Annotated in this window: 17 protein-coding genes and 2 pseudogenes; 5 read left to right on the forward strand and 14 right to left on the reverse strand. The window is 66.9% G+C overall.

Translation table 11 applies throughout. The annotated features are described in order from the left end of the window. Positions 1–65 precede the first annotated feature (65 nt). Positions 66–281: a DUF1963 domain-containing protein gene (locus ACW62_RS15000; RefSeq protein ID WP_053204933.1), complete on the forward strand. Its 216-nt coding sequence runs from the start codon at positions 66–68 to the stop codon at positions 279–281. 403 nt (positions 282–684) lie between these two features. Here ACW62_RS15000 and ACW62_RS15005 read toward each other — a convergent pair whose 3' ends face one another. Together ACW62_RS15005 and ACW62_RS15010 are read right to left on the reverse strand one after the other, a co-directional pair. Then, positions 685–1,353, reverse strand: coding sequence for an LppX_LprAFG lipoprotein (locus ACW62_RS15005; RefSeq protein WP_169792062.1), 669 nt, complete (start codon positions 1,351–1,353; stop codon positions 685–687). A 282-nt stretch (positions 1,354–1,635) separates the two neighbouring features. Next, on the reverse strand, positions 1,636–2,547 hold the full coding sequence (locus ACW62_RS15010; RefSeq protein ID WP_157574770.1) for a hypothetical protein: 912 nt from the start codon (positions 2,545–2,547) through the stop codon (positions 1,636–1,638). A gap of 289 nt (positions 2,548–2,836) precedes the next feature. On the opposite strand from ACW62_RS15010, the gene ACW62_RS15015 reads away from it, so the two are divergent. Beyond that, positions 2,837–3,202 carry a hypothetical protein gene (locus tag ACW62_RS15015; RefSeq protein ID WP_053204936.1) on the forward strand — a complete coding sequence of 122 codons (366 nt, stop codon included), beginning with the start codon at positions 2,837–2,839 and terminating at the stop codon, positions 3,200–3,202. Here ACW62_RS15015 and ACW62_RS15020 read toward each other — a convergent pair. From ACW62_RS15020 to ACW62_RS15040, 7 genes are all read right to left on the reverse strand, one after another. Further along, positions 3,186–3,803: a hypothetical protein gene (locus ACW62_RS15020; RefSeq protein ID WP_157574771.1), complete on the reverse strand. Its 618-nt coding sequence runs from the start codon at positions 3,801–3,803 to the stop codon at positions 3,186–3,188. The two genes, ACW62_RS15015 and ACW62_RS15020, sit on opposite strands and share 17 nt — an antisense overlap. A 180-nt stretch (positions 3,804–3,983) precedes the next feature. Next, entirely contained in the window at positions 3,984–4,118 is a 135-nt protein-coding gene (locus ACW62_RS36200; protein ID WP_276202955.1) for an RNA 2'-phosphotransferase family protein, read from the reverse strand. Continuing rightward, positions 4,115–4,516, reverse strand: a complete 402-nt coding sequence (locus ACW62_RS15025) for a hypothetical protein (RefSeq protein WP_053204938.1) — start codon at positions 4,514–4,516, stop codon at positions 4,115–4,117. Before ACW62_RS15025 ends, ACW62_RS36200 begins: the two co-directional genes overlap by 4 nt. Before the next feature lie 767 nt (positions 4,517–5,283). Then, positions 5,284–5,754 carry a hypothetical protein gene (locus tag ACW62_RS15030; RefSeq protein WP_053204939.1) on the reverse strand — a complete coding sequence of 157 codons (471 nt, stop codon included), beginning with the start codon at positions 5,752–5,754 and terminating at the stop codon, positions 5,284–5,286. Positions 5,755–5,762: 8 nt separating this feature from the next. Then, a complete protein-coding gene (locus ACW62_RS34060; protein ID WP_157574772.1) occupies positions 5,763–6,065 on the reverse strand; it encodes a hypothetical protein in 303 nt (100 codons plus the stop codon). 168 nt (positions 6,066–6,233) lie between these two features. Continuing rightward, positions 6,234–6,614 (reverse strand): hypothetical protein, encoded by a 381-nt coding sequence (locus ACW62_RS15035; protein ID WP_157574773.1) that lies wholly within the window; start codon positions 6,612–6,614, stop codon positions 6,234–6,236. After that, positions 6,611–14,698 carry a golvesin C-terminal-like domain-containing protein gene (locus ACW62_RS15040; RefSeq protein WP_053204941.1) on the reverse strand — a complete coding sequence of 2,696 codons (8,088 nt, stop codon included), beginning with the start codon at positions 14,696–14,698 and terminating at the stop codon, positions 6,611–6,613. The genes ACW62_RS15035 and ACW62_RS15040 overlap by 4 nt, the downstream gene beginning before the upstream one ends. 794 nt (positions 14,699–15,492) lie before the next feature. Between ACW62_RS15040 and ACW62_RS15045 the strand changes: the two genes are divergently transcribed. Continuing rightward, positions 15,493–15,984 carry a hypothetical protein gene (locus tag ACW62_RS15045; protein WP_053204942.1) on the forward strand — a complete coding sequence of 164 codons (492 nt, stop codon included), beginning with the start codon at positions 15,493–15,495 and terminating at the stop codon, positions 15,982–15,984. Here ACW62_RS15045 and ACW62_RS33175 read toward each other — a convergent pair. The 4 genes and pseudogenes from ACW62_RS33175 to ACW62_RS35255 all read right to left on the reverse strand — a co-directional run. Continuing rightward, positions 15,973–16,760 (reverse strand): annotated as a pseudogene (locus tag ACW62_RS33175) (transposase); the annotation flags it as partial. The gene ACW62_RS15045 and the pseudogene ACW62_RS33175 overlap by 12 nt on opposite strands. Before the next feature lie 125 nt (positions 16,761–16,885). Next, the gene (locus tag ACW62_RS15055; protein WP_053204943.1) at positions 16,886–17,473 is read right to left on the reverse strand and encodes a dihydrofolate reductase family protein; all 588 of its coding nucleotides are present in this window, start codon (positions 17,471–17,473) and stop codon (positions 16,886–16,888) included. A gap of 65 nt (positions 17,474–17,538) precedes the next feature. Further along, positions 17,539–18,360 (reverse strand): AraC family transcriptional regulator, encoded by an 822-nt coding sequence (locus tag ACW62_RS36365; protein WP_053204944.1) that lies wholly within the window; start codon positions 18,358–18,360, stop codon positions 17,539–17,541. A gap of 224 nt (positions 18,361–18,584) precedes the next feature. Beyond that, a pseudogene (locus ACW62_RS35255) lies at positions 18,585–19,338 on the reverse strand (IS110 family transposase); the annotation flags it as partial. A 326-nt stretch (positions 19,339–19,664) separates the two neighbouring features. Here ACW62_RS35255 and ACW62_RS15070 point away from each other — a divergent pair. Further along, positions 19,665–19,895, forward strand: coding sequence for a hypothetical protein (locus ACW62_RS15070; RefSeq protein WP_157574774.1), 231 nt, complete (start codon positions 19,665–19,667; stop codon positions 19,893–19,895). Positions 19,896–20,396: 501 nt separating this feature from the next. Here the strand turns inward: ACW62_RS15070 and ACW62_RS15075 are convergent. Continuing rightward, a complete protein-coding gene (locus ACW62_RS15075) occupies positions 20,397–20,654 on the reverse strand; it encodes a hypothetical protein (RefSeq protein ID WP_053204946.1) in 258 nt (85 codons plus the stop codon). A gap of 1,514 nt (positions 20,655–22,168) precedes the next feature. Between ACW62_RS15075 and ACW62_RS15080 the strand changes: the two genes are divergently transcribed. After that, positions 22,169–26,362 carry a LamG domain-containing protein gene (locus ACW62_RS15080; RefSeq protein ID WP_169792063.1) on the forward strand — a complete coding sequence of 1,398 codons (4,194 nt, stop codon included), beginning with the start codon at positions 22,169–22,171 and terminating at the stop codon, positions 26,360–26,362. Positions 26,363–26,368: the final 6 nt, after the last annotated feature.

Genomic DNA, 26,368 nt, shown 5'->3' on the forward strand with positions numbered 1-26,368 from the left:
GACGTGCCATGACTTCATCCTCCAACTAATGAAGTCTCCGGACACCCCGGGGCGGTTCAGTCGAGATGGAAGTCGAACAACTGCGCCGCGGACTGGCTGGCGAGCCGTTCGCGTGGGACAACCCAGAGGTCCAATCAGCCGCCTCCAACTGGCAGTTGCTACTGCAAATCGCGTCCGATGACGACGCCGACATGATGTGGGGTGACGTCGGCCAGCTCTACTACCTGGTCTCCGACGCGGAACGGCCAGGCGAAGCGCTCTTCACCTGGCAGTGCGGTTGAGCTGAGACCGATGGGCATTCACATGGTCCTGGCAAGGAGCAACGTGCTGCGAATCATCGGGCGTCAGCGGCCTATGGATCTGCAGTGTTTCCGGTGGGCGCGTACCCGTAGAGCGGCCGTGTTGGTGTGCTGTCCGTGTTTGGAGTCTGCACGACGTCGAGTGCAAGGGCGGTCCGTGTCTGGGCCCTACGAAACCGCGGCGGGTCGTGCGGCAGCGAATCGCAGGCATCTGCCGCGATTCGGGGGGTCGCGGGGACGGGCCTTTCCGCCGCATGTAGGCCGCCTCGGCGGTGTGCACTTGCGCCGATGACGGTGCCGTCCGCCCTCTGGCCGTGCGCCTTGCGAGGGCGTGTACGCGTGTGACCCGCGGCGCTGGCGGGTGCGGCGGCCAACCACCGCTGGGTTAGCCGCCGCTCGGTGCCTCGATATCGACAGCCTCGTTCCAGTGGGTCGCGTTCATCTCGGCCTCGATCCCACCGAGCTCAAATTCGACGCGCCGCATGAGGTCGTCCAACGTCAGGTACAGCTCATAGGTGACCGTCTCCGGCATCCCCGGGACAACCGGATCGCCCTGCGCCTCGGATGCGGCGTCCGTGCTAACCGTGAGCGAGTAATGGCAGACCGGTTCGCCATCGATCTCGTCCTCGCCGACCTGTTCGACCCTCTCGAGGCCTGCACGCCAGGCTGTGAATGAGGAGGCGATATCCATGCTCGCCGCCTGGCTGCGCAGCTGGGCGGCAGCCGGATCGGAGCTGTCGAGCTCCTGATACCTACCTCCGCTGGTCGAGTCGGAGACGAAGAGGCGGCTGTCGACGACGATGAGCGCGAACTCCGCACCATTGGAGCGCATCGTCATGTCCATCTCAGCGCCGGTAGGCGTGTACGCGACGACTGCGTCGATGACGATTTCCTGCCCAGCGCCCGACATCTCCATCGCCACCCGGACCGTGGCGTCCGCCGGCAGCGCCGCCTCCATCGCCGGCAGGAGCGTCTGCTGGTCGTACCCGCAGGTCTCTTCCTCCGCGAGCCGATCACCGCCGCCTTGGCCCGCAGAGCAGCCTGCCAGTGCCATGGCTGCCGGCACCAACACTCCAAAGACAGCAATCCGACGCATCGATGCTCCAATCTCAGGGTGGACGCGCCTGCTGGCCGCCGGGGGTGCCGCACCATGGGACAGTTCTCAGTTGCTAGCGCAGGCGCGCTCAGGTGCCGCGGTCCGGTGCGAGTGGGTAGGCGTGTCGTTGGCCGCTGAGGAGCCGGAGTGCGGTGCGCCCTATCCGTCGATCAGCGGCGTCTCCAGCGCACAGTCGGCCGCGATCGTGAGGTCGAGCTACCAGCGGACTCCAGCGGCTGCTCAACCTAGCGAGTCCTCCAGGCACGACCAGTCTGCGATTTCGGGCGGCAGGGCTGGGTCGAACTCCGGAATGTCGGCGTTGATCAACCAGGTCGATCTGTAGATCGCGTCGTCCGGCACCTGGATCCCGGTAGCCGCCGCGGCGATGTCGGTGTAGTCGACGTGCAGCTCCAGCGGCCCGACGCCGGCCGGCAGAAAGGCGTGGCCGATGGACTCCGCGCCGGCGAGCGTCTCAAGGACGCCTGGGTCGGTCGCGGCCGCGCTCGTCAGTTGCAGTCCGGCTCCGCCGGCCACGGTGATCTCGTACAGCGTGCCGTCCGCGTCGACCCGGACCGGCTCCGGCTCGCCGACGATCGAGCTGAGCACCTCGAACGGTTCGACGTCCCGCGGGTCGACGGGCGCCAGCCCGAACTCGGCCAGGTGATTCCCCTCCGCGTCTCCCAGGTCGACCCACTGCGTCCCGCAGGCCTCCACCGCGGACGGATACCGTACGAGGGTCACAGTGTCGGTGGTGACGAACCGGATCCCGCTCCCCGGGGGCTCGTGGCCGAGCGCTTCAGTCACGGCGGCGGAGTTGCTGATGCTCCGATCATGATACGGAGCGTCACGATCGAACTGCACGATCTCGGTCGCCAGGTTGTTGACCTGGTCACCGTTGTCGGGGCCGAGCCAGTCGGTCTTCCGGTACTGGCCATGCCTGGCCGCGAGATAGGTCTCGACCTCCGCCCACGGCACCGCCGTCGGTGTCGGCGTGGTGACCGGCTCCGGCGCCGGCGTGCTCGGAGCAGCGGACGACGCGACGGTGTCGCCGTCAGTTCCGCACGCGCCCGTCCCGGCCACCAGGAGCGCGGCGAGTCCCGCCAGAAGGCGCGCATGTGCGCCCGATTTGAAATGAATCGAGGGAAGGTGCACCGGCACACCTTAATGCCAATTCGGTGCGGGTCAAGCAAGCGTGCTCGTGTGTGCGAAGACGACGATCTGGACGCGGTCGCGCAGCGCCAGCCTGCGCAAGGATCGCACCGATGTGCGTCCTCACCGTCGACCCGCTGGCGAAGACCGGGCCCGGCGATCTCGGTGTTGGACAGCCCGCGTCCAGCGCTCGCGCGGATCTACGGAGCCGCCTACCGCGCCCACGACACCCAGGACGAGGACACCGTTGATGACGACCGGGAGGAACCGTACGGCCAGTGACTGTGCCCGGATGGTGTTCCGGTGGTGCGTGCGCCAGGTGATGGCCGAGAACGTCGTTTCCAGACCACCGACGCAAACCATCGATCTGGTCGCCCAGGACGTGGATGGCGGCCACCTGCTGGTCATGGTTGAAGATCGCCGCTGTGGGGTGGACCTCAATCAGGAGTCTCAGCTACGAGAGAAGATCAACACCTACGCGGGCTATGTGCTCGACGGAAGACTCGCCCGGCGCGATACCGAAACAGCCGACGGGCCAGTAAGAACCCAGCTCGATTGCGCAGAGACGCCATCGGGCCGCTTCACCCGCATCACCGACCACGCCGCCAAACAACTCGCAGCTCACGGCATCGACTTCCAGGCTAATCCGGCGGGTTGACCTCGAATCGGTCCCGGAATGCTGCGATGAAGGAGCGAAGTTCGACCGCAGCCGCGTCGTCGCGATCACCGAGATCGGATTCGGCCGTATCAAGCATTCCCAGCGAGCGAGCCGATTCGCCGGCGAGCAGCCAAGCCGCCGGGCGCCGGTAGACGAGTTGATGCTCAAACCCCAGATCCTGGTCGAGGAACCGGCAAATCTCCGTGAGCGTCGAGCCTGACTCCATGAACGGAAGTCCGTATTTCGCTATCGAAGCGATGAGGCCTCCCACGCTCCCCGCCGGGTCCACGGCATCCAAGATCCACGCCCTGTAGTGCGATCCAGGCATGAGGTAGCCCAGAGGTGTGCTCACCGTCGGTGGCTGGTAGGCGTGGAACTTCTCTCCGCGCAACTCGGCAACGAGGCGCTCGATGCCCTGGTGCCGGATCCCCACGACCGGGTTGACTTCAACCGCACCGGCCGGGAGGTGCCGGCTGGCTCGGTTCAGGCCGAGCCAGCCGAGCACACCCTCGGCAACCTCACGGGTGAACACCATGCCAACGCGCTTCCTGAAGCCGAGAGATTGAAGCCGGATACTCACCTCGCTGAGGGCCGGATTCACGGAGCCAGGGGCCATGGCTGATACACCGTCCATACGGGCGTGGGTCCCATCGGAACTCCTGGCGTCAATCCTGCTGCCGCTGCGTTTCTGCCTCTCGGAACCGCCCCGCCCGACCGTGTAGCCGGGAAGCCAATCACTGGTTTCGGGGTCAGAGCTGCGCTGGGCCGGTCATGGCGCCGCCTACTCACGCAGCGTCGCCAGGAGCTGGTCGACCGGAGCCCAGCTCTCATCGTCCAACTCGAGTTCGTAGAGCCAGGGCTCGTAGCGAAGCGCGTGAGAGACCACGCGGGTCAGGTCGATGTCGCGCAACGTCACGAGGTCGCTTCCTCTGGAAGCCACTCACAGTCCTCAGCAGCGACCTCGTCTGCCCCCGAGCCATCGATGTAGATCAGGAAATGCCGCATCTTCCACTGGCCCCAGGTCTCGCTCGGCTCCGCGGCCAAGAGCTCACCGATCCAGTCGGACTGTTCGACCTCGACGAGCGCGCCGTACGCGTCTTCGACGTGCCAGGGAGTGCAATGACCCTCGGCCCGGAACCGGTAGGCCCGCACCCGACTGAACCGCAGACCGCCGGCGTACATCGCGCCGTTCCGCTCGTAGGTGCATCCCAGCTCGGCGTTCCCGCCGGGATGGGTGAACACGACGTCCTCGGTGTAGGCCGTCGGCGGCGGCGAGATCGGACCGATCACGCGCTTAGTGCCTTCGGCGTTCACGGAAGCTCCGTCCCATAGCTCGTCAGCCCGTTGCGACGCAGCTGCCCGGCGAGCCGCGCTTCGCATGCCGCTTGGCCGGTCTGATCGATCACGTTCCACCATGACCGTGGGATCCCCGTTTGACGTAGGAGACTCCGTCGTCTCCGCCCCGCGGCACCGGCGCCGGAGGTCCGCGACGAAGCCGAGTCCGGACGCACCCCTGGCTCGCGGCGTGGCCGACGCTCACAAGCCACGGGTATCCTCGCGCAAGCTGAGAACAGAAATGGCTGCGTCCCGCACGCGACTCGTCAGCTGCGAGCATGCGAACGACATCGACGTCCGTCCGGGGGTTTCGAGCGACCCTGACACGAACCGTGTCGTCCTGGTCTTCCGCGAGCGTCCTTAGAAGTTCTGCACTGAGCTTGCGCTTGCCCGCGACCTCCCAACGAACTTCCGGATCCGCGTCCGTAGCCAGCAAATCAAGGATCGAAGCCGGGACTGTCTTGTTGTGGGCAACCCAGCGCCTCATTTCAGGATGAACGCGGATCACGTCCAACCACACCTGTTCGGTGGCCTCGTCGTTGCTCGCACGTGCCTGCTCGACGGGATCGTCGCTTGTACGCAACTGGACGAATTCGGCGGCAGTCTGGATCAATGGAGGGCCTTCCAGGGGATGAAGGTTCCGATATTGCTCTTGTGCTTGCCGTGCCGTCTGTAGGCGGGTCGCGGCAGAGCAGCGTAAAGGGAACCCTCCACGATTCGGGGGAAGCTCACGGGGATCGCCGGCGTCAGCGCGGCACCGAAGCAAGGTCTGTGCCGGCGAACCGCAGTAGAACCTCCTTGCCATCCTCGTCCAGCACGGCAAGCACTTCGTCGCGCAACACGGCGTGTGCCACGACGCCTGGCAACTCCCATCTGGCGGTCTGTTGCCCGTCCAGCACACGTCGTATCGAGGTCTCACATACCAGCACCCAACCGCCGGAGTGCTCGAAGACGAAGATCAAGTCCTCGTCCGTGCTGACCTCAACCACAGGTTCATCGCTCCCAGCCTGCGGAAGACGAATCAGGTCACGAGCCGACCACACGTAAGACGCCCCGGGTCCGGACCCGAACGAGATCGGACGCCAGACCGGCTCCTCGAAGGTCCACTCGTACTTACCGTCCATCGTGATGGTGACCAGCGCACGAAGCGCCTCCGTCTCGGACACAGCGATGCGGAACCACCGGGAGCCGGCGACGAAGATCATTTCATCATCCATGACCAGACTCAGTTCGTCGGGAACGCCGTGATGAATCGGACCGTGCCGTCGTAATCCACCCCCCACGAGGCCGTGATGTCGAAGGTCCGACCACTCGGACCGGTCATTGGGCCACGAACGGTGAACTTCGTTCCGATCTGCACACCCACGCCGTTCAGCATAGGGACAGTACTGGAAGCGTTGCCGAAGTTCGCTGTGAGGTGGTTCCGGAGTGCAGCGCTCATCCCTGCTTCGTCGAAGCCCAACCGGTCAGCGAAGACTCCAGCCTTCCGCGGGTCCTTCACCAGATACCATGGCTTCCAGTTCGGCAACCAGGCATCTTCGTAGTCCTGTGGTTGTGCATGCCGTCTTTGGTGTAGCAATGCATCAGGCGTGGGACCTCCGAGGCATTTGAGACGCTGACCATCGTCACGGCGAGGAAGCCCACCCAGGACCCGCCGCCAGGAAGCGCTGACCCAGCGCAGCTGTGCCTGCCGTGCTCATTCCAGGAACTCCACGGTGGGTCGGGGTGCGACCACCTCGATGCGCCCGAAGTCACCGCTGATGGTGAATGAATTGTCCTTCACCTCGAACTCATCGAAAGAGCCGAGGTCGTGCTCGCCGGCCGCATCTGTCGCTGGAACCGCGCCTTGGCCGGTCCACGACAGAGCGGTCACGCTGCCGAAATGGATGAGGCCACGCCGATAGCAGTACTGCTCCCCAGATTGAGGCGCCTGATACAGCGGATGCGACTCGCGAAGGACGAAGTCGACTGCGATTGTGAGTGTTGATTCGCCGGTCTCGATGGAGAGCACCCAACTGTCTTCAAGGTAGATATCCTCGAACCCGGGAATCGACCAATAGTTTGTCATTTCACTCACCAGTCCCACTCAATCGGCGTGTGGTTTCCCACGCTTCGGCGGGTGACCAAGTTGCCATACGGGTCGACCCGGAGTCCGGCCGCGTTTCGCAGCTCGATGTGCGGATCACCACTTCCCGGAGCCCTTGGGCTGCCTCGCTTGATCGTGAGCCGCACGATGCCGTTGGCGTCGGTGTACTTCACCGGCCCAGCCGCAGTCTGGCTCCGGATCCATCCTTGCGCAACGCCGAACTCGTCGAGTTGGGACGCGGTAGCTCGACCTCCGGCCGTGAGTTGTCCCAGGGCGAAATCGGCGTCGTACCTCACCAATGCGCCGCCGCTGTTTGCGGCGGATCTGGGTAGGGCGCCCCCGGGTGGGCCGGCGAAGTGGCCGCCCGTGATGCCGACTTCTTGTGCGGCGGTGATCATTTGGTCGGCGACGAGTCGCTCTTTGAGGCCTTGGTTGCACAGTTCTGCCCCTTCACACCACGCCAGCAGCAGGTTGACGGTCTGCTGCTGGTCGAGTTGCTGTCCCCGCGGGATGCCGGCCTGGGAGCGGTAGTTCTGCGCGACGCCGTATTGGCCCATGTCCATGGCGATGGCGTCTGCGTCGGGCGCGTCGTCGCCGAGGTCGTAGCCGAGGAACCGGTTCTTGCCGTCGCCGCCGAGCATCGCGACTTCCTTCGTGCTGGTCTCGACGGCGGAGGCTGTGCCGCGGCCGCTCAGGGCGGCGCCACTGCAGGCGTGGGTGTCGCAGTAGTGGTGGCCGTCGATCTCGATGCCAGTGATGGGGTTGCCGCCGGCGAAGGCGTAGCGGTTCATCGTCCACGGCGAGGTGGCGAGGTTGAGGTCGGCGAGGGCGCCGTTGTAGTTGTCGCGGGTGAGGAACCGGTTCAACCCAGGGCTGTAGTCGCGGAATCCCATGTCGTAGGAGCCAGTGGCGGGGTCGAAGCGTTTGGCGTTGAACCGGTACACGTTGTACGGCTCCGCGCCCGGGTTGCCGGGGTCGGGTGCGTCGACGCCGGTAAACTGGGTGTCGTCGTCTTTGCCGTAGGCGGTGTAGCCGTAGGTGGCGCGGGTGTTGCCGGTGGTGTCGGTGAGGGTTTCGACGTCGGTGTGCGGGTTGTACCCGTAGTAGGAGTCCTCTTCCGTCGACCCGCCGCTGCCGGTGTATTTGATCTGGGAGAGCCGCTGGCCCCATGGCGAGTACTGGTACGACGTTTGGATCTGCCCGGCGACCTCTTCGGACAGCACCTCACCGGACAGCCCGAGGTAGGAGAACTCCGTGGTCTCCTCCCCCGCGGCGCCGGCGTCGGAGGTCCGCGAGGCGGTGCGGTCCATCGGGTCGTACGCATACGCCGTCGTCGACGAAGTGCCGTCGGACTCCAAGGACCGGTGTGAGGCGACCCGGTCGAACCCGTCGTAGGTGTAGCGCTCGACCACCAGGCCGGCGCTGGTGACGGTGTCGAGCCGCCCGAACGGGTCGTAGTTGTAGGTGCCGACCACCCCGGCCGACGAGGCGGTGAGCAGCCGGTTGCGGTCGTACACGAACGAGGTGGTGACGCTGTCCACGGTCTGGGAGATCACGTTCGAGGCGGCGTCGTGGACATAGGTCTCCGTCGACAGCGCAGAGCCGCTGGAGGTGTCGGTCTTCTCCACCCCGGCGACCCGGTCCCGCGGGTCGAACGTGTACGCATAGGTCCGATCCAGGTACGTGCCATGGCTGTCGGCGTCCATGGTGCGGGCCACGTCAGAAGTGCGGTTGCCGTTGGCGTCATAGCCGATCACGTGCGACGCGACCAGCGTGCCGTCGGGTTTGGTCTCCTCCTGGCGCTCGAGCAGGCCGTCGAGGAAGTAGTCGTAGGTGACGGTGTTGCCGTTGGCTTTCTCCTCGGTGGCGGTCTGCCCGCGCGGGGTGTACCCGAAGGTCGTGACCTTGGGGTCGGGGTCGGCCTCGGTGTCGCCGTTGCTGACCTGATCGACCAGGTCACGCACGTCGTAGCGGTAGGTGGCGTACTGGTCGTCGTGCTCGCGGGTGAGTGGGTTGCCGTTCTCGTCGTAGGTGTAGGTGGTGTTCTGGACGGTGCCTGTGGCGAGCTCCTCGACGGTCGCGACCTGGTTGAGGCCGGTGTAGGCGACCTCGTAGGCGTCGACCGCCGCGCCCGATCCGGCGTCGGTCAGCGACACCAGGTTGCCGTTGGGGTCGTAGTCGTAGGTGAAGTCCTTCGCCTCGGTGTCGGCCTGCCCGGTGGTGTCGCGCACCAGCTTGACCGCGTCAGCAAAGACCATGCCCGCGGCGGAGGTCCCGAGTGCGATGGTGTGTGTCCCGTCCTCGGTGAAGGCGTAGCTGCCGAGGCTGGCCCACTCGCCGCCGTTCTCGGCCTGGTTCACCGTCTGGGTGGCGGTCCCGCCGGCGTGGGTGATCTCGAACGGTGCGTCCGTGGCGGCGCCGGTGACGCCGGCCGGGTGCCGGACGAACACCTCGTAGGTGCCGTCGGCCGGGATCCGCAACGTCCAGGTGAACTCGTCGGCGCCGCCACCATGACCGGCGGCGTGGCGGCGGTAGTCGTAGCCCTGGAACCCGGTGCCGTCAGCGAGCACCGACCAGACGCCAGTCACGGCCGTGTTGCCGGTGTCGCTGTTGTCGGCCAGCACGACATGCTGCCCGACGGGGACGCCGTCGTCACCGCGACCGGAGAGCTTGCCGTCGGGGAAGTAGGTCCACGACATCGACCGGGACGACGATCCGCCGGCGCTGGTCGCCGTGCGCAGCGTCTGCTGGCCGAGGTCGTTGTAGTCGTAGGTCGTCGCGATGTCCCACGCGTCGACTGTCGACTCGACCCAGCCGTTGTCGAAGTGCGTGTAGGTGGTGGTGTTGCGGACGGTCTGGTTCTCCGACGGCGGCGCCGAGACCTCGGTGAGGTTGCCGACCAGGTCGTAGGCGTAGGTGACCGACTCGGGAGTGTTGAACCTCGGGTCGCCGGGGTCGTACGGGAAGACCTGCTCGACCGGCCGGTTCAGCTGGTCGTAGACGGTCTCGTGGACGAACGCGTCCGGGTCACCCGACTCGACACCGCGCGGGGTCACGACCCGGGTGCGGTTGCCGGCCTCGTCGTACTCGTAGCGGGTGGTCCGGTAGGTGATGCCGCCGGCGCCGTCGTCCTCGTGCGGGACCCGGACCTCACGCTGCAGCCCGCGCTCGTCGTACTCGACGAGGGTCGTGTTGCCCTCCTGGTCGGTGGCCTCCGTGACCAGCCCGTCCAGGTCGTACGCGGTGGTGCTGGTCTCGCCCGCCGCGTCAGTCACGGTGGTCGGGCGGTGGTTGCGGTCGTAGCCGGTGGTGGTGGTGACGTCGTCCGGGTCCGTGGTCGCGTTCTTGCGCGGGTCGACGACGGTGACGAGGTTGCCGACCGAGTCGTAGCGGTAGCTGATGACGTCGCCGTCGGCGTTCGTGACGCTGGTCAGCTGGTAGATCGGGTCGTAGCCGTAGCGGGTGACGAAGTCGTCGGGGTCCGACGGGGTCAGTGTGCCGTTCGGTTCGGTGGAGGCCAGCAGGTTGCCGACCAGGTCGTACTCGTAGCTGCCCACGCGGGCGGGGTCGCCGGCCTCGTCGGCGGGCAGGGTCGTGGTGAGCATCCGGTCGGCCGGATCGTAGCTGTACGTGGTGAGCGCGCCGTTGGGGGCGGTGGCCTCGACGACATTGTCGTTGGCGTCGTACACCGGAGCCGGGGTGACGATGTAGACCCCGGCGTCGGCGTCCTTGGGCACCTGCGACTCCCCCGGCCGGCCGAACACGTCGTATCCGTGGGTGCTGGTGTTCTCGTTCGTGTCGGTGACGGTCAGCACGTTGCCGCGGTCGTCGTAGGCGAACCCGGTGGGGTTGTCCTGCGCGTCGACGATACGGGTGGGGAAGCCGGTGGGCCCGTAGTCGCGGTACTGGGTGAGGTTGCCGTTGGCGTCGGTGGCGTCGAGCAGCTGCCCGAACCCGTCGTAGGCGTACGTCGTCGTGAAGTCGTCTTCGGTGGCCGTCGTCGTGCCGGCCGGGTCGGTCACCGAGGTCAGGTTGCCGACCGTGTCGTAGCCGAAGCTCCACGTCCGGCCCTCCGGTGACACCTTCCCGGTGAGGTCCGCGACGTGACCGTTGAGGTCGCTGCGATACGACAGCGTCGTGGCCGCCGTGCCGTTCGCGTTCGCCTCGGCGTCGGTGATCGACGTCGGATAGCCGGTGCCCGGGTCGTAGGTCCAGCTCGTGGTGGCGCCGTCGTCCTCCACCAGTTCCTCGACGTTGTGGTCGTCGTCCCACGTCAATGTCGTGGTCTCGTCGTTGGCGTTCGTCGCGGTCAGCGGCCGTCCGAACCCGTCGGTCAGATACGTCCCGTCGTTGCTCTTCGCGTCGGTGACGGTCGTGAGCACCTGCGCGCCCTGCGAGCCGTCAGGGTCGGTGTAGGCGAACGACGTCGTGCCGCCGGCCCGGTCGGTGATGCTCTGAAGCAGCCACTTGGCCTTCGGATCCGTCGTGGCCTCGAAGAAGGTGAGGTCGGTATCGTTGCCGCGCGGGTCGATCACCTCGACGAGCTTGGTGTTCTTGTTCGTGTTGTCCGCCTCGTAGACGAACTGGAACGTCTTCGCCTCGGGTGTGCCGTCCCCGTCGACCAGGCGAGCCATCAGACCCTTGTCGGTGTAGGTCAGACGGACGGTCCGGCCGGAGATGTCGGTGAGCGATTCGACCTGGTCGATGATCTTCGGGTTCGACAGGTTGGTGCCCTGCTGGACGGCGCCCGCGTCATCGACGTAGCTGTAGGCCTGGCCCTTGGTGAAGTAGTCGACGGTCAGCGTCTGCCGGTTCGACGGGTCGGTGATGTAGCGCAGGAATTTGATCGGCTTGTTGTTGGACTTGCGCTGCTCGTAGGTGAACAGCAGCTCGTTGCCGTTCTTGTCGCGCAGCGCGGACTGGGAGCCGTCGGCGTCGAAATAGAACTGGGTGCGATCGGGACTGGTCATCACCCAGGCGCGGGTCGGGTCGGAGTCGCCGGTGCGCTGCAGGTACAGGTGCACACCGGCCGGCGAGTCGTAGTCCCAGTCCTCCTCGTTCGCGCTGTCGTGCTTGTTCAACCGGAACAAGTGGGCGGTGCCGTCGCCGTCGGTGAGCGTCACCTGGGTCGGCCAGGCCTGACCGCGCGGGTGCAGGTCCAGCGGCGTGCCCATGCGCATCAGGCTCGAGGTGGCCAGCGACCAGCCGTAGCCCATCGACGACGCGGACGTGTCCAGGCTGTTGTAGCTCATCCGCACGAACGTCGAGACCCCACGCGACGGGTTGGCGAACGCGTCGTAGCTGAAGACGGTGTTGCCGGCGTGCACATTGGTCATCAGCGCCGAACCGGCACCAGTAGCAGTGCCGCTGTACTGGTAGAACTTCTCCAGCCCGAGCTCGTTCGAGGTCACGTCCTCGACCTTCGCCGACTGATCCAGCGCGGGAATGTTCTGCGTGTCGGAGATCCACTGCCCGCTGCCCTTGTTGCGCATGTCCCACTGCAGCGTGAAATCCTCACGCTTGTTGCTCGGCTCCAACAACTCCGGCGCCCGCACGGTCGCGTTCAACGTCACCGTCTCACCCGGCGCGAGATCGGCCGGCAGCGCCGTCTCCACCCGGTTCCCCGCCGTCGTGACATCGGTGCCGTCCGGCGCCGCCCAGTGATAAGACAACACGTGATTCGCCGCCGTCCACGTCTCCGCCGTCGTGTTCGTGACCGTGACCTCGACCGTGCGCTCCTCACCCGCCTCGGCCCGCACCGCCGTGTCCGGCGCGTAATAGGTGCCCTCTGCGGTCTTCTCCAGATAGGTGACCCGCAGCATCGGCCGCAGCTTCGGCTCCGACGCCAACTCGTTCGAAACGAACTCGCTCACGCCGTACTCCAACGCCTCGTTGCGCGCCTTGATCAGAGCGCCGAAGTTGGAGAGGAGCGGGCCGTTGACCCACCGCTGCACCAGGCCCGTGACAGACCATGAAAGCCACTTCGGGTTGTCCGTCGCGCTCGTCACCCAGTCGATGACGGCCGGGTCGTAGTCGCCGCCCGGCGTGGTCCACGGGTCGGGGTTGAAGGGCACCCTGGCCGAGTTCCACGTCGCGGTGGTCTCGTCCCAGGTGCGGGTCACCCGGTGCAGATCGAGGATCGGGCTAATCCCGAACGTCGACGGCTTCCACAACCGCAGGTCCGCGTACTGGACAGTTGCCCCGGTGGGGACCGCCGTCGCCAGGTCCGGGAACTTGATCAGCGCGCGGGTGGTGCCGAAGCTGCCGCCGCCGTTGCCGGCACCCAGCCACGGCTCACCGTCGAACACATCCAGGTTGCTGTTCGGGGCCCCGCTGGCGATCGTCGTGTCGACGGCCTGGCCCTGCAGGATCCTCGTGATCAGACCAGCCCTCGGCAGGCTCGCCAACTGTGTCGTGGCTGGCACCACGGTGCCGTCGACGGTCTTCACCGCGACCATGTAGTAGTAGGTCCTGGCGAACGGGTCCGGATCACCGGCAGCCGTCGGACGGGCCGTGGTGTCGGTGAACGACGTCGTCCCCGACGCCACCGGCGCCACCAGCGTCGCCGCCGACGGCGTGAACCGTTGATCGGTCGAGCGGTGCACCTGGTATTCGACCAGGTCGCTACCGGCATACGGCTGCCACGACAGCTCGGCCCCAGTCCCGTGGATCGTGGTGATCGGGTTCAGCGTGACCCCCGGGCGCCCGTAGGTGAGTACCAGCTTCGGCTGGTTCGCCGAGCCGCCGTAGACGGGCTCCGACGCCTCGTAGTAGGCGCCGCCGCGACCGAGCGTGGTTTCGTCCGCGACCCGCAGCATGAACCCGTGGTTCGGCTTCTGCCCGTCCACCCAGGACTGCACCAGATCACGCACGCTGAACTCGTGCCATCGGCTGCTTGAGTCGGCCGTCTTCGTCTGCTCCGCCCACTTGGTCAGCTGCACGGCGTCGGCGACCACCGTCCGCAGCTCCGGAACCGACCCGACCGTGACCCGGTGGCTGGTGCCGGCGTTGAAGTTCCAGCTACCGAGCGTCGCCCACACGCCGTTGGTGCCGGCGGTCTGGTCCACCGCGACGGTACTGGTGCCGCCCGCGTGCTGCACCGTGTACGGCGCATTCGTCGCTCGGCCCGCGCTGGCCACAAAGTGCGCGTCCACCTGATACCGGCCCGGCTCGACGATCCGCGGCACCCACGTGTACGTGTTGCCGGTCACTCCCGTCCTGTCGTACTGGAAGTCGTCGTTGATGCCCCACTGCGACTGCGTGGTGTCGGCCATGAACGGCCACGGACCCACCTGGCTGGTCTGGCCCGGATCGCCGTCGTCGACCAGCTCCCTCGTGAACGTCTGGTTGCCGAACAGCGTGGGATAGCCCGACCAGGTCACCGTCGACTCGTCCCACGCCCCGGGTGCGTCATACGCCTTGATCAGCACGTCATTGGCGTTCGTGTGATACGCCTGGTCGTACCAGACCCGCAGCTGCGCGGCGTCGATCGGCGTCCCCGCCGGCAACCAGGACAGGTCGAACTTCAGCAGGCTCCGAGCCCTTCCCGTCGAGTCCGTCCCCACGCCGAGCTGCCAGCTCGAGCCGTAATTCGTCGTCGGCGCCGCGGACCGGATCATCGCGTCCTGCCCCTGCGACGGCGACGGCTCCACCACGATCGTCGGGTCGATCACGACCGGATACACCCGCTCCGCATCGGCCAGCCACGCCGGATCCGCCGCGACGGTGATCTCGATGTTCGCGCCACGCTGCACCACCGACTGCGTGACATCCTCCGAGCGCACCGACCCGACCGGCGCGTCCGGGGTGTCGGTGCTGTCGAACATGAACGGCTTCGGGATCTCGAACACCGCCGGCCCCTCACCGCCCGGCCTGAAGAACCCGATCGAACCGTCCTCCTGCTCACGAGCCACCACGCCACCCATCTGCAGAGTGAACGTGAACGTCGCATCCTCCGGCGGCTCCTCGAGGACGATCTCCTCCTTCAACCCGGTCGACTCGACCCGGTACACCAGATCCGCAGTCCCGAACACGTCCGCATACGTGACGGAGTCGCCCTCCGCCTGCGGCGTCAAAGCCCGACCTTCGCCCGGCAGCCCCAGCGTGAGAGTCCGGTTCCCCACCTCGAAACGAACCAGCCGCTGCGAATCCGACCCAAAGAAGCTCCCGAACGTGTTCGTCGTGTTCCCGAGACCGAAACCCTCACGGCGCGACGTTCCGATACGCGTGTCAATGTCCTGCCAACGACCCTCCACGTCGCGGTAATGAACCGGATCCGTCGACAACTCCGCCTCAAACCGCCCATCGGACAACTCGAACACCTTCGTGCTCGCCGTACGTTGCTGCGTCACCTCCCGCACCCGTTCCGCCGGCGCGGCTGGCTGACGCGCCACGGGAGCACCCTGCGCCCGCGGTAGAGCAGCCTGACCAGCACTCTCGCCGTCCTGGTGTTCTTCCTCGGCGGCCGCCGGCAACGGCGTCAGGACCGATGCCGGCGAACCCGACACCAGCATCGCCGCGGCAACAACGAACGTGACCAACTGAGACAGGCGCGCAGACGTGCGCAGCATGAACCCACCACCTTGCCATCGCGGCTACGACAACAAGGGCGAGCCACCTGCGGGGTGGGAGACAGGCAGACTACTCCCCGGCCGACGGGTACATAGCTGCAACTCGTGACATAGTCGCCCTGACTGGTCGATACCATGTCATTTCGTATCACTCGGCGTCAAGACCTTGATACGAGCGGAGGCCCGCCCCCCGAGAACCCTTGTACCGCCGCCTGGTTGCCAGCCCGGGGGGTGCCCCTATGTCTTTGGTCAAGGGCAACGGGGGTGCGTTGGGTCGGTGAGCCGGGCAGCATGGCGGGATGGCTGATCTGCTGTGGGATGAAGTGAGTTCCTTCTTCGACCCGGACTTGATGGGGTCGTTGCCGGACGTGCGTGTCCCGGATGCCTCGGTGGAGGACTGGCAGGCGGTCCTCGATCTTGTCGTGGAGAAGGGCTGGAAGTGCCAGTACTCCGAGGGAGAGACGGTGCTTCCGGTGCCCAGGGCGGAGGCCGTGCTGTCCCGTCCGGCAGATGCCGAGTGCCCGGACCTGCGGGTCTGGCCGGCTGCCGATGTGTTGGCGATCTTCCGTTTTCATGCCGACGATGAGGTCGACTTCGACGTCGACCTGCGGGAGTTGCAGGGCCAGGATCGACTCGATGTGTTCTGCGGCTTCCTTCGGGAGATCGGGCGGCGGCTGGGCAAGCCGGTGCTGATGGACCCGGAGGGCGACTATGGCCATCCAGTGCTCGGCTTCGATGTCGAGGGCGATCGAGTCGTTCTCTCTTCGCAGACCCGCAGATCAGGTGACTGAGGCAGACGGCTGCGGTTCGTAGAAGGTTCCGTCACGGAGCATGGCGAACAGGACGTCAGCTCGTCGTCGGGCGAGGCAGAGCAGGGCTTGGGTGTGATGGCTTGCCCTGGGCGATCTTCTTGTCGTAGGAGGCCCGCGAGGCCGGGTCGCCCAGGGCTGCGAACGCGGAGAGGAAGAAGCGCGTTTGAGCTGCTTGGTTCCTCTCCTGGAGTGTTGTTCGCCTCGGATCGAGGAGCCCGAGCTCCGGGTAGCCGGGGCGAGTCCGGCGTAGGCGGCGAGGTGGCCGGCGGTGGGAAAGGTGCTGCCGTCGCCGACCTCGATCAGGATGCGGGCTCCGGTCCTGACGCCGACTCCTGGCATCGACGTCAGGACCTTGGAAAGAGGGTGATCCTCCAGGAGTTCCTCGGCGCCTTCGGCCGCAGTAGCGTGACCAGTCGCCGCCTGCCGGCCTTGCGGATCTGGGCCGGTGACCCGAACCGTTCCAGCAGCGTGAGGACGGCCGTGTGCTGCAACCGCGGCCCCAGCACACGTTCCAGCGACGGATGGATCTGGGTCAGCAGACTGTGCAGCCGGTTCGCGACGCGGGTGGCCTCGCCGGCCAGGTCGTCGTCGAATCCCACGATCATCTCCAGCTCGGCGATCGTCTCGTCCTCGCCGTCGATCGCCCTCAGCGTGTGAGGCATCGCGCGGGCCGCGTCCGCGAGGCGCCGGACCGATCGACGACTACCCCCGACTGGTCGGTCGAGATCGCGCGGAAGGTGCTGCGCCGAGCATCCAACATGCTCGCCGCCAATATGCGGCGTGTCGCAGACATCGGCGTCGCACGATGCCGCCCAACGTGGTCACGTATGACGGCGTACTCGCCGCGCGGTGGCTCCGGCCACCCGGTGTGCGTGCCCCCTCAGATCGGTCGGCGCACTCGGTAGCGCAGGTGGATCACCCGGTTACCCTGGACCATCACGTCTGGGTCCTCCAGCAGATGCTGCGCGGCGACCGACCCGAAATAGCGTTTGCCGGACCCGAACACCACAGGTACGACGTCCATGGCCACCTCGTCCACGAGCCCTGCGGCCAGCATCTGACCGCCGACGTCGCCGGCGGCGACCTCGACGATGCGGTCGCCGGCAAGGTTCTGCGCCGTGGCCATGGCGGCCTCGACGCCGTCGACGAACTGGAACGGCGCCTCGGATGGCCAGCCCTTGGGCGGCGGGCGGTGCGTCACGACGACCATGTTGTCGATCTCGCCCGGCGGCGTGCCGCCCCAGCCATTCGTCAGGTCGAACACGTGGCGACCGACGATCGTCACACCGATCTGGTCCCAGTACGCGCGAGTGTGGTCGTGAGACGCCTGCGACACCTTCGCTTCGCCGGCTGCGTCCAACGGGATGTCACCGCTGGACATCCAGTCGAACAGCGGCCCGACCTGGTCGTCTCCGTCCGCGATGAAGCCGTCCACGGACACCGTGCTGTATATGACGACCTTACCCACGGATGCTCCTCTGCTCGGGAAGTGCCCATGGTGGCAGGTCGGGAGACGTCAGGGCTTGTAAGAAATCAAACGGCCGGCAGCGGCCCGACATCGAGCGCATGGCCGGGATGTTCGCGCAGGAACCGCCGCCGGACATCGACGTACCGGGTCGGCGTCAGCCCCGTGAATGTCCGGAACTCGTGACCGAGGTGCGCCTGGTCGAAGTAGCCGGCACGACCGGCGAGTTCGGCCCAGTCGACCGGTCCAGCGGGATCGATGGCCAGCACTGTGGCAGCGAACCGGTAGGTGCGGGCGAGCCGCTTCGGCGTCACGCCCACCAAGTCCTTGAACCGGTGTGCCAGATGGGTGCTGCTCACGCCCGCCGTCGCGCTCAGGTCGCCGATCGCGACCGCTCCCTTGGCCGCCGCGATGACGCTGCCCGTGTGCCGGACCAGCCCAAGGCCGGCGGTCCGGCTGAGCCGTCGGAACAGCTCGTCCTCGAGCAGCGTCAGCATCTCGTTCGGTGAGGCCGCCGCGGCCAGCCGGTCCCGTAGCTCGGCGACGGCTGAGCGCCCCCAGACCTGCTCCACCATCACCGGCCGGTCGCATAGCTCCGCCGCAGGCATCGACACGAATGGCGCCAGGCCCCACGGCTTGAAGTGCACACCGACCGACTCTGTACCTGGAGGGTAGCCGAACTCGACGGCACGGGTGGGCATGGTAATCAGACAGCCGTCGGCATACCCCGCCGCCTCGACGTCGGCGCCGGCGCGGATGCGGAACGGCGCCCCGAGGTTGACGATGAGCACCGCCGACGGCATCGGCGGCAGCGTCAACCTCGGGTATGGCGGCGCACCCCGTAGGTGGTACAGGTCGTCGATCAACTCGTCCAGCGGCGGCCGTGGCACTCGGGACACGTACTCCACCGCCCCAGCATCGCCGACCGGGCGGCAACGGACGACCTCTGACGGCCATCTTGTTACACCCGTGCGCTTCCCACAGCACGGTCGAGATCGTCGAGCCGTACGGGTCAACGCGTTCGGCTCGGTCGCCGGCGAAGTCCGCGGCGACCGCCGCCCTGGAGCGTCGTCGACGGTGAGCGTCCGATACGTGTAATAGCAGTTCTTCCCTTCCTCCGTTGGGCGTGCCAAAACGTCGGACGTGGGAACACGACGGTGAGCGAGGCGGCAAGACTCCGGACGATCAGTGCGTCCGCTTCGGTCCCCGGGACCGTCACGGTCTGCTCGTCCAGGGCAGCGAAGATCTCCTCGACCGGCCACTCGGCCGTCCTCGGCGCCTTCGGCCGCAGTAGCGTGACCAGTCGCCGCCTGCCGGCCTTGTGGATCTGGGCCGGTGACCCGAACCGTTCCAGCAGCGTGAGGACGGCCGGGTGCTGCAACCGCGGCCCCAGCACACGTTCCAGCGACGGATGGATCTGGGTCAGCAGACTGTGCAGCCGGTTCGCGACGTGGGTGGCCTCGCCGGCCAGGTCGTCGTCGAATCCCACGATCATCTCCAGCTCGGCGATCGTCTCGTCCTCGCCGTCGATCGCCCTCAGCGTGTGAGGCATCGCGCGGGCCGCGTCCGCGATGATGAACGCGTCCTTCGCATCCGTCTTCGCCTCGCCGGTGTCGAGGTCGGCGATCCGCCGCATCGCAGACCTGACAGATAGGCGACCGGGCAGCCCATGTCCCGTGCGACCGCCAACGGCAGGGCGCCGATCGAGGCTGGTTGGTCGACCACGACCAGCACCGTCCGTGCTTGGCCTGGAGTTTCGCGAACAGTTCGCGGAGCTTGGGTTCGGTGTTGGGCAGGCGCTTGTCGAAGGCCTTCTTGCCGGCCGGGGTGACGGCGGTGGCGTGGTGTTCGCCCTTGTCGACGTCCAGGCCGAGGAAGACGTCGATGTCGCCGGTGTCGATCACGTGCAGGCCCTCCATCACGCTTTCGTCCGGCCTTGCCAGAGCACCGAGCTGCCACATCCACGTTACGGAGAGCTCTTCCGGCCTTGGGTGAAGCCGGTGCTCAAGCCCCTCACCAGCGGTCCGTCGAAGCCTCCGGACCCGGTGACACCACCCCCCGGATCATGAACAACAAGGGGGGAAGTCATGCCGGACCCGAAGGCCGGAGGCCCCATTGCGGAGCCACGAAAAGGGTAACCGGGGGACGACGGGTGGATCTGGATCAAGACGTCCGCAGTCGCCTCGCGGACGGCTTGGCGGCCGCAGCGCCGGCCGAGTGGCGACAGATCGCCCTGGACGTGACCGCGGCGGGCGACATTATCCAGACCCAGCTGTTGGTCAGACCCGTCGGCGGCGACGAGCGTGACGACCGCCTCACCATCGGCGACGATGTCGACGACCTGATCGAGGGCCTTCGCCGCGAGCACTTCCGCGACGGCCAACGAACCTGGCACAAGGCGCGGTCCGTCCTGGAGCCTGGCTGATCACGTCGTCCCTGTGACGACATTTCAGCGGGTCCGACTCGTGTCCGGGGATCGTTGCTCGCGGAACCAGTGGCTGTACGCCGAGCTCTGCGATGACCAGAACTGGCCCCCTACCGCCGGGCGGCACCGCGGACAATACTGGAACGCCGGTTCCGCCGGGTGAGAGTCGGATGACGACTCTGTTGAGAGGCCGGACGCGCCGTGGGAGGCCTAGCGCGGGGGCCTGCATGCGGCGGAACCGGCGCCAATCGGCAAGCAGCCCGGGCTCCAACTGCCACGGATCCGGGCCGTTCCCGATGTCTGCGTCAGCGCCCGATGCACGCCGCGTGGACCGCGCTAAGAACTCGTTTCAGAATGATCTCGGCGTGTCGGCTATGGACGGAGATTATCTTCGTCAGGCTACCGGGCGTGATTGAGGGCGAAGACACCCGTCGGACGGTGTCGGTATCAGTCCTGCGCTTTCTGGATCTGTCGCGCTCGACGTGGGTCCGGCTGAGCGGGTCACGGCTGACCGAAGATCGCCCGGAGGCTCTCGCCCGGGACCTTGGGCACCCTGTCGGCGGAGGTCAGGCCGTTCTGCTCCTGGAGGGTGTCGGTGAGCTGGGTGTAGCAGTAGCCGGCGAGACCGCTCGAGACCGTTGCCGCCACCAGCCCGCGCAGCCGCGAATGGAAATCCTCCTCGTCCTCGGCGTCGCCGTAGCCGGCCCACGATTCGTTGGTGTTGTTCGGATTGATCCCGCCGAATTCGGTGAGCACCATGGGCGATGCGGCCCTTCACCGTGCTTTGCGAGCAGGAGCCGGCGGTCGCCTGAGCGCTCGGTCAGGAGGGTATTCCGAGCCGCTTCGAGGCTTCCGAAGCGGCGGCGGAGGTCATCCGGGTCGTGGGTGTAGTCGTGGATCCCGACGACATCACCGGCGACGTACTCCCAGCCGTCGTTCCCGAGGACGACGCGAGTGGGGTCCAGCGCTTTCAGGAGTGCGTGGACGCCGGTGACGGCTGACCGTTGCGCCACGCTGTGCTCGAGGTGAGGGACACCCCAGCTCTCGTGAACGGCACCCAGGCGACGATGCAGGGGTGGTTGCGGTCACGTTCGACGATCTCGAACCACTCCTGCGGGAGCCGGCGCAGCGATCTGGGGCTGAAGACGTAGCTCGCCGCGGTGTCGGCCCAGACGATCAGGCCCAGGCGGTCGCACGCGTAGAGGAACAGGGGGTCGGCCCCTGTACGCCGAGGCCGAACTGATCAAGGACCTCGGGTTCAACGGGCTCCGCGTGCATCAGAAGGTTGCCCCATGGCGAAGGTGATTCCGCCGCCGTTGGTCGCGAGCAGGTAGCCATTCGTATTGCCGAAGTTCCTCTGCCAGTTGGTGCCGAAACGGCGGCTGACCTGCGGAAACGTCTTTCGGTGTATTCCAGCGTCAGCCGCCGCTTTTCGTTGGTGTGGGGCTCCAGTGCTGCTCCAGTGAGTGGACCAGGAGCGCCCGAGACCGCACCACCCGCTGAGTTATCCACAAGGACGGGAGGATGGTCACCGAATCTGTCGGTGCTCACCCGTAGTCTGGCAGTGGCAGCGGCAGCGACCGCTGCCGCGAGTTCACTTTTGATGAGGCAGACCCCGAGCGACCTTGAGCACCGGCAAGAAGATCGACAAGAGCGCATCGGCGATGCCGGCATCACTCTGATCCACACCCACGTCAGCGCGATGGGGCGGGCGTCCGTGACTAGCCGGCGCCAACGGTCCCGCGCTGCTGCCTCGAGAAGGCGCAGGTCAGGCGGATGGGGCTAACGTTCGCAGCATCCGGAATAGGCCGGTATCGGGAAGGGTCGAACCCGGAAGACAACGCCATCAGGGGCGTCGCCGGAGAGCCTGAGCCCGGGCACTGAGCACAGGAACCGGTGGCGTCGGATCGTGCCCTACGACGGCGCGAGCTCAGGGCGGTCCGGCCAGGTTGCGACGCCGGCTGCGTCGATCCAGGTACTTACGCGCCTAGCAGGCGAGCAGCATCCGGCACCCCGATCAGCTGCGAAAACACCCGCCTGGACGGCTTCGTCGCTGGATGCAGCTGCCGCCTGAACGGCACCGGAGGAATGACGTCGGGCCGTCCAGCCTGGCTCGGTCGACCTCGGCGACCGGGCAACGAACGGGCGATGACGGCACCGCCTTGCCGGGTCTTGACAGCACTGCACCCAGATAGAAAACTCTTGCATATCGAATCTATCTTCGAAATACCGGAGATGACATGTTGAGACGCTGGCTCTGCATCCTGTCCTCGATGGCGTTGCTCGCCGTCGTGGGAACCGCGGCATCGGTTTCCGGGGTGGAGGCGGCGACATCGCCGGCCCCGCAAGCCAGCGAACTCGTGACCTGCCCTGACCCGGATTCAGGCGACGACCGGCCGTATCCGGAGCTCGTCGCCGAAGCACAGCCGGACGCCTACTGGCGGTTGGGTGAGAAGGAGGGGACCCAGCTTCTGGACTCCTCCGGACATGATCAGCACGGGACCTACCTGGGCGGGTTCGCCACGCTGGGGGTGCCCGGTGCGTTGCGTGGTGCCGGCGCGGGAGAGTCGGAGGACACGGCGGTGCGCTTCGACGGCGGTTACGCCGAAGTGCCGTCGTCGGACACGGTCAGCCCGGAGGGTGCCTACAGCGTCGAGGCCTGGGTCCGCGCGGAGCGATTGCTGGGCGGGGACGGCCAGAGCATCGTGGAGAAGTACTCGGCACCGGCGAATCTCGGATTCGCATTGCGCCTCGATGGCGCCGGGCGGCTGCTGGCGTTCAACCTCGGCGCCTCGGGCAGTGCCTCGGTGACGGGCGAGACCGTGGTCAGTACCGGCAGTTGGCATCACGTCGCCGTCACCTACGACGGCGCGGAGCTGGCCGTGTTCCTCGACGGCTCACTGGACGCGAGCGCTTCGACGTCGGTCGCCCCGGCGGCCGGTCCGGCGACGCTGAAGATCGGAGCCCGTGGGGATGACGCCGCGCAGCGGTGGCCAGGCGCTCTGGACGAGGTCGCGCTGTACTCTCGCGCGCTCTCGCCGGAGGAGGTCGCTGCCCACCATCGCGCCGGTGTGCAGGGACCGCCCGCGGTCTATTCCCGTCCGGGGAACGGGAACTTCGCTCATTCGACGTTCGGGCCTTACTGGTTGGGCGAGGCTTTCACCGCTCAAGGGACGTTGATCTCGCGCGTTGCGACGTGGATGACGGTGCCGACTGACGCACCGATCCAGGCCGACGTCATCGAGGGGACGGACCCGCAGGGACCGGTCCTCGGCAGCGCACAACTGGCCGCCGGGGTGCAGGGCAAGGTGGAGGCCGACCTGGCCACGCCGATCCCGGTCACCCCGGGTGAGACGTACATCCTCAAGATCTCGAGCCCAGAATCCACCCAGGGGCGGGTCGAGCAGCAAGACGACGCCCCAGGCGGAGCGTTCTTCGAGGGAGGCGTGAGCCCGGTCGGCGTCGACATGGCCCTCGAGGTGGAGTACTGCCGGTCGGCGTTGACAACCGCTCAGCACCTGCCCGTCGACGACGACTTCGGCCCCGTGCACAGCGGCGCCCTGGCGGGCGAGTCGTTCAGCGCCCTCGACGGATCGGTGGCCAACGTGGCCGTCTGGACGCGCGAGGCCAACAACGGGCCGCTGACCGTGAACGTGCACCGGGATGACCCGGACGGAGCGGTCATCGGTTCGGCGCGGCTCTTCGCCGGCCCGGCGGGGATGCGAACGGTCTCCTTCGAACCTCCGGTGCCCGTGGACCCGGACGGGCAGTACGCCGTGACGGTGGCCGCGGGCGAGGCCGCGACCACCTCCGGCACGCTGGCGAGAAGCGAGAGTGATCCCGGTCGCCAGGGCTACAACGAAGCCGGGCTCAGCGATCTCGACCTGGCCCTGCAGTTCGATTTCGGCCCGCCTGTCGTGGACGATCTCGGCCCTGCGGAGTGCTCGAACCAGCTGGAACTCGACCCCGCGTACGTCGAGTCGGTGAATGCGGCTCTGCGCTCCGGACCCGACGTCTGGGGCAACGAGCTCATGGCCCGGCCCGAAGGCCCCACCTACGAGAACATCAAGGGATACCTCAAACCACTCATGCTCGTCGGCCAACCGGCGGGGAACGGCGGCAACCAGCTGACCGACTCAGGCGTGCATTACGTGCCGATGGGCACGCCGGGTGGAGCCGACGGATCGGGCGGTCCGATGGCGCTGCATGTGGCCGATGGCAGCCAGATCGTCTCCCACCGCGCCGACGGACGCAAGGCGACGTTCTACGTGGGCGAGGATGGGCGGGAACGCTATGGCCTGTGCCTGGCCGCGCTGTCCGAACCGCAGCTCGATGACGGGCTTCCCGTCCTGACCACGCGCTACCAGGACGTCGACGGCGTCGAGTACACCCAGGAGTCCTTCGTCGGACAGATCCCGTCGAGTGCGTCGCTGGGCAGTTACGTCCGTGTCACCGTCGACCGTGGCGAATCCGCCGTCGAGGCCGTCCAATTGCGGACCGCGTTGACCGACGGCCGGCTGCAGCGTGACGGTGATCGGCTGGTGCGCGATGGAGAAACGTACCTGGCGTTCAGCACAGGCGGTGAGATCGTGGACGGCGATCTGCAGCATCGTCTGGACCTGACCGACTCGCAGCCCGACGTCGTGCATCTCGTGCGGCCGATCGACCCGGTGGAGACCACGACACTGACCGCCGACAGCGCGTTGTTCGACGCGGCACGGGCCGCGTCCAACGACGCGTGGACCCAACGCCTGGGCGAGGGGGCGACATACGAGGTCCCGGAGCAGGCAGTGATGGACGCCCAGCGCAACCTGCTCGTGCAGAACCTGCAGCTCGGGTGGCGATACAGCTGGGGCAACCAGTACGAGACCCACTTCCCCGAGGGCAATCACGCCCAGGTCACCATGGCCGAGTACGGCTTCCAAGCCGATGCCAGGTCCGGGTTGCAGACTCTCCTCGGCCTGACGCACAACAGAAGCCTGCACTGGGAGCGCAGCGCGAAGCTGCTCTCCGCCGCGCGGTACTTCCTGCTCACTGGTGACCGTGAGTACGTCGTCGACAACACGCCACAGCTCAGCGGCTATCTCGACGAGTTGGCGAGCGAGCGGGCCGCGGATCCGAACGGGCTGCTGCCCAAGGACGAACTCAGCCACGACATCAGCACGAAGATGTACGGGACCCACGTCCAATCCATGGCCTGGCGCGCCTTCCGTGACATGGCGGCCGTCTGGCGCATGATCGGCCGCGACGACCTCGCGGACCGCTACCAGGTCGAAGCGGAACAGTTCGGGACCGCGCTGCGGGCGGCGATCGACAGCTCCGCGATCAAGGTCACGGACGACCAGACCTTCATCCCCGTCGCGCTGCTCGACGGAGAGCAGCCTTGGAGCCCGATCACCGACACGAAGCTCGGCTCGTACTGGAACCTGGTGATGCCGTACGTGTACGCGTCGGGCATCCTCGGGGACGAGCTGGAACAACAGGCGCTCGAGTATGCCCGTCAACACGGATCCTTCCTGTTGGGGATGCAGCGGTTCAACTACTATCCGACGGCCATCGGCGAGGTGACCCCCGGCGGGCTTCCCGGCTACCGGACGTCCGGGGTGGACAACCAATACGGGGTCTCGAGCACCGAGCTCCTGGCCGACCTGGACAAGCCGGACGACATCGTGCTGGCCCTGTACGGCAAGCTCGTGCATGGCATGACCCGCGGGACCTTCATCTCCGGTGAGGGCGAGACCGTCGGCCCGGTCGACGGCGAGTACTACCGCTCGATATATCTCCCGCCGGCAAGCTTCAACAACGACTTCTTCCTCACCGTGCTGAGGAGGATGCTGGTCCACGTCACGGAGAAGGACGGCAGCCCAGACGGCCTTCGCCTCGCCTTCTCGACTCCGCGTGGATGGCTGGAAGACGGAAAACAGATCTCGGTATCGGACGCCCCGACGCCGTTCGGCGACCTCGCCTACGCGATCCACTCGCACACCGCCGACGGGTACGTCGACGTCGACCTGCAGATCCCGAACGGACACCCGATCAGCGACCTGCAGCTCAGACTGCGGCTACCCGCCGGGCTGAAGATCACCGAAGCGCAGGTGGTGGGCGACCCGGACCAGCAGGTGGTCCCGTTCGAAGGTGACACCCTGACACTCACCGGAATGACCGATCACGTGCAGCTCCGCGTACTCGTGGACGATCCGCAGCCGCCCGCGTGCCCGGAGCCAGACCCGCGGGAGACCGTCGTGGTCGGCGACGTCGACAGCGGCGTGCCGAACCGGACGACCCCCAACGGCTGCACCATCAACGACCTGATCCGCGACGACGAGCCCTGGCCCAGCAAGGGCGCCTTCGTCCGGCACGTCAACGAGGTGCTCGAACCCCTGGTCGAGTCCGGCCTCATCACCGAACGCGAACAAGGCGCGATCGTCCGCGCCGCAACTCGCAGCGACGTCGGCCGTGCCGGCTAAACCCAC

Origin of the sequence: Jiangella muralis, from assembly GCF_001270745.1 — a bacterium.
GTDB lineage: Bacteria > Actinomycetota > Actinomycetes > Jiangellales > Jiangellaceae > Jiangella > Jiangella muralis.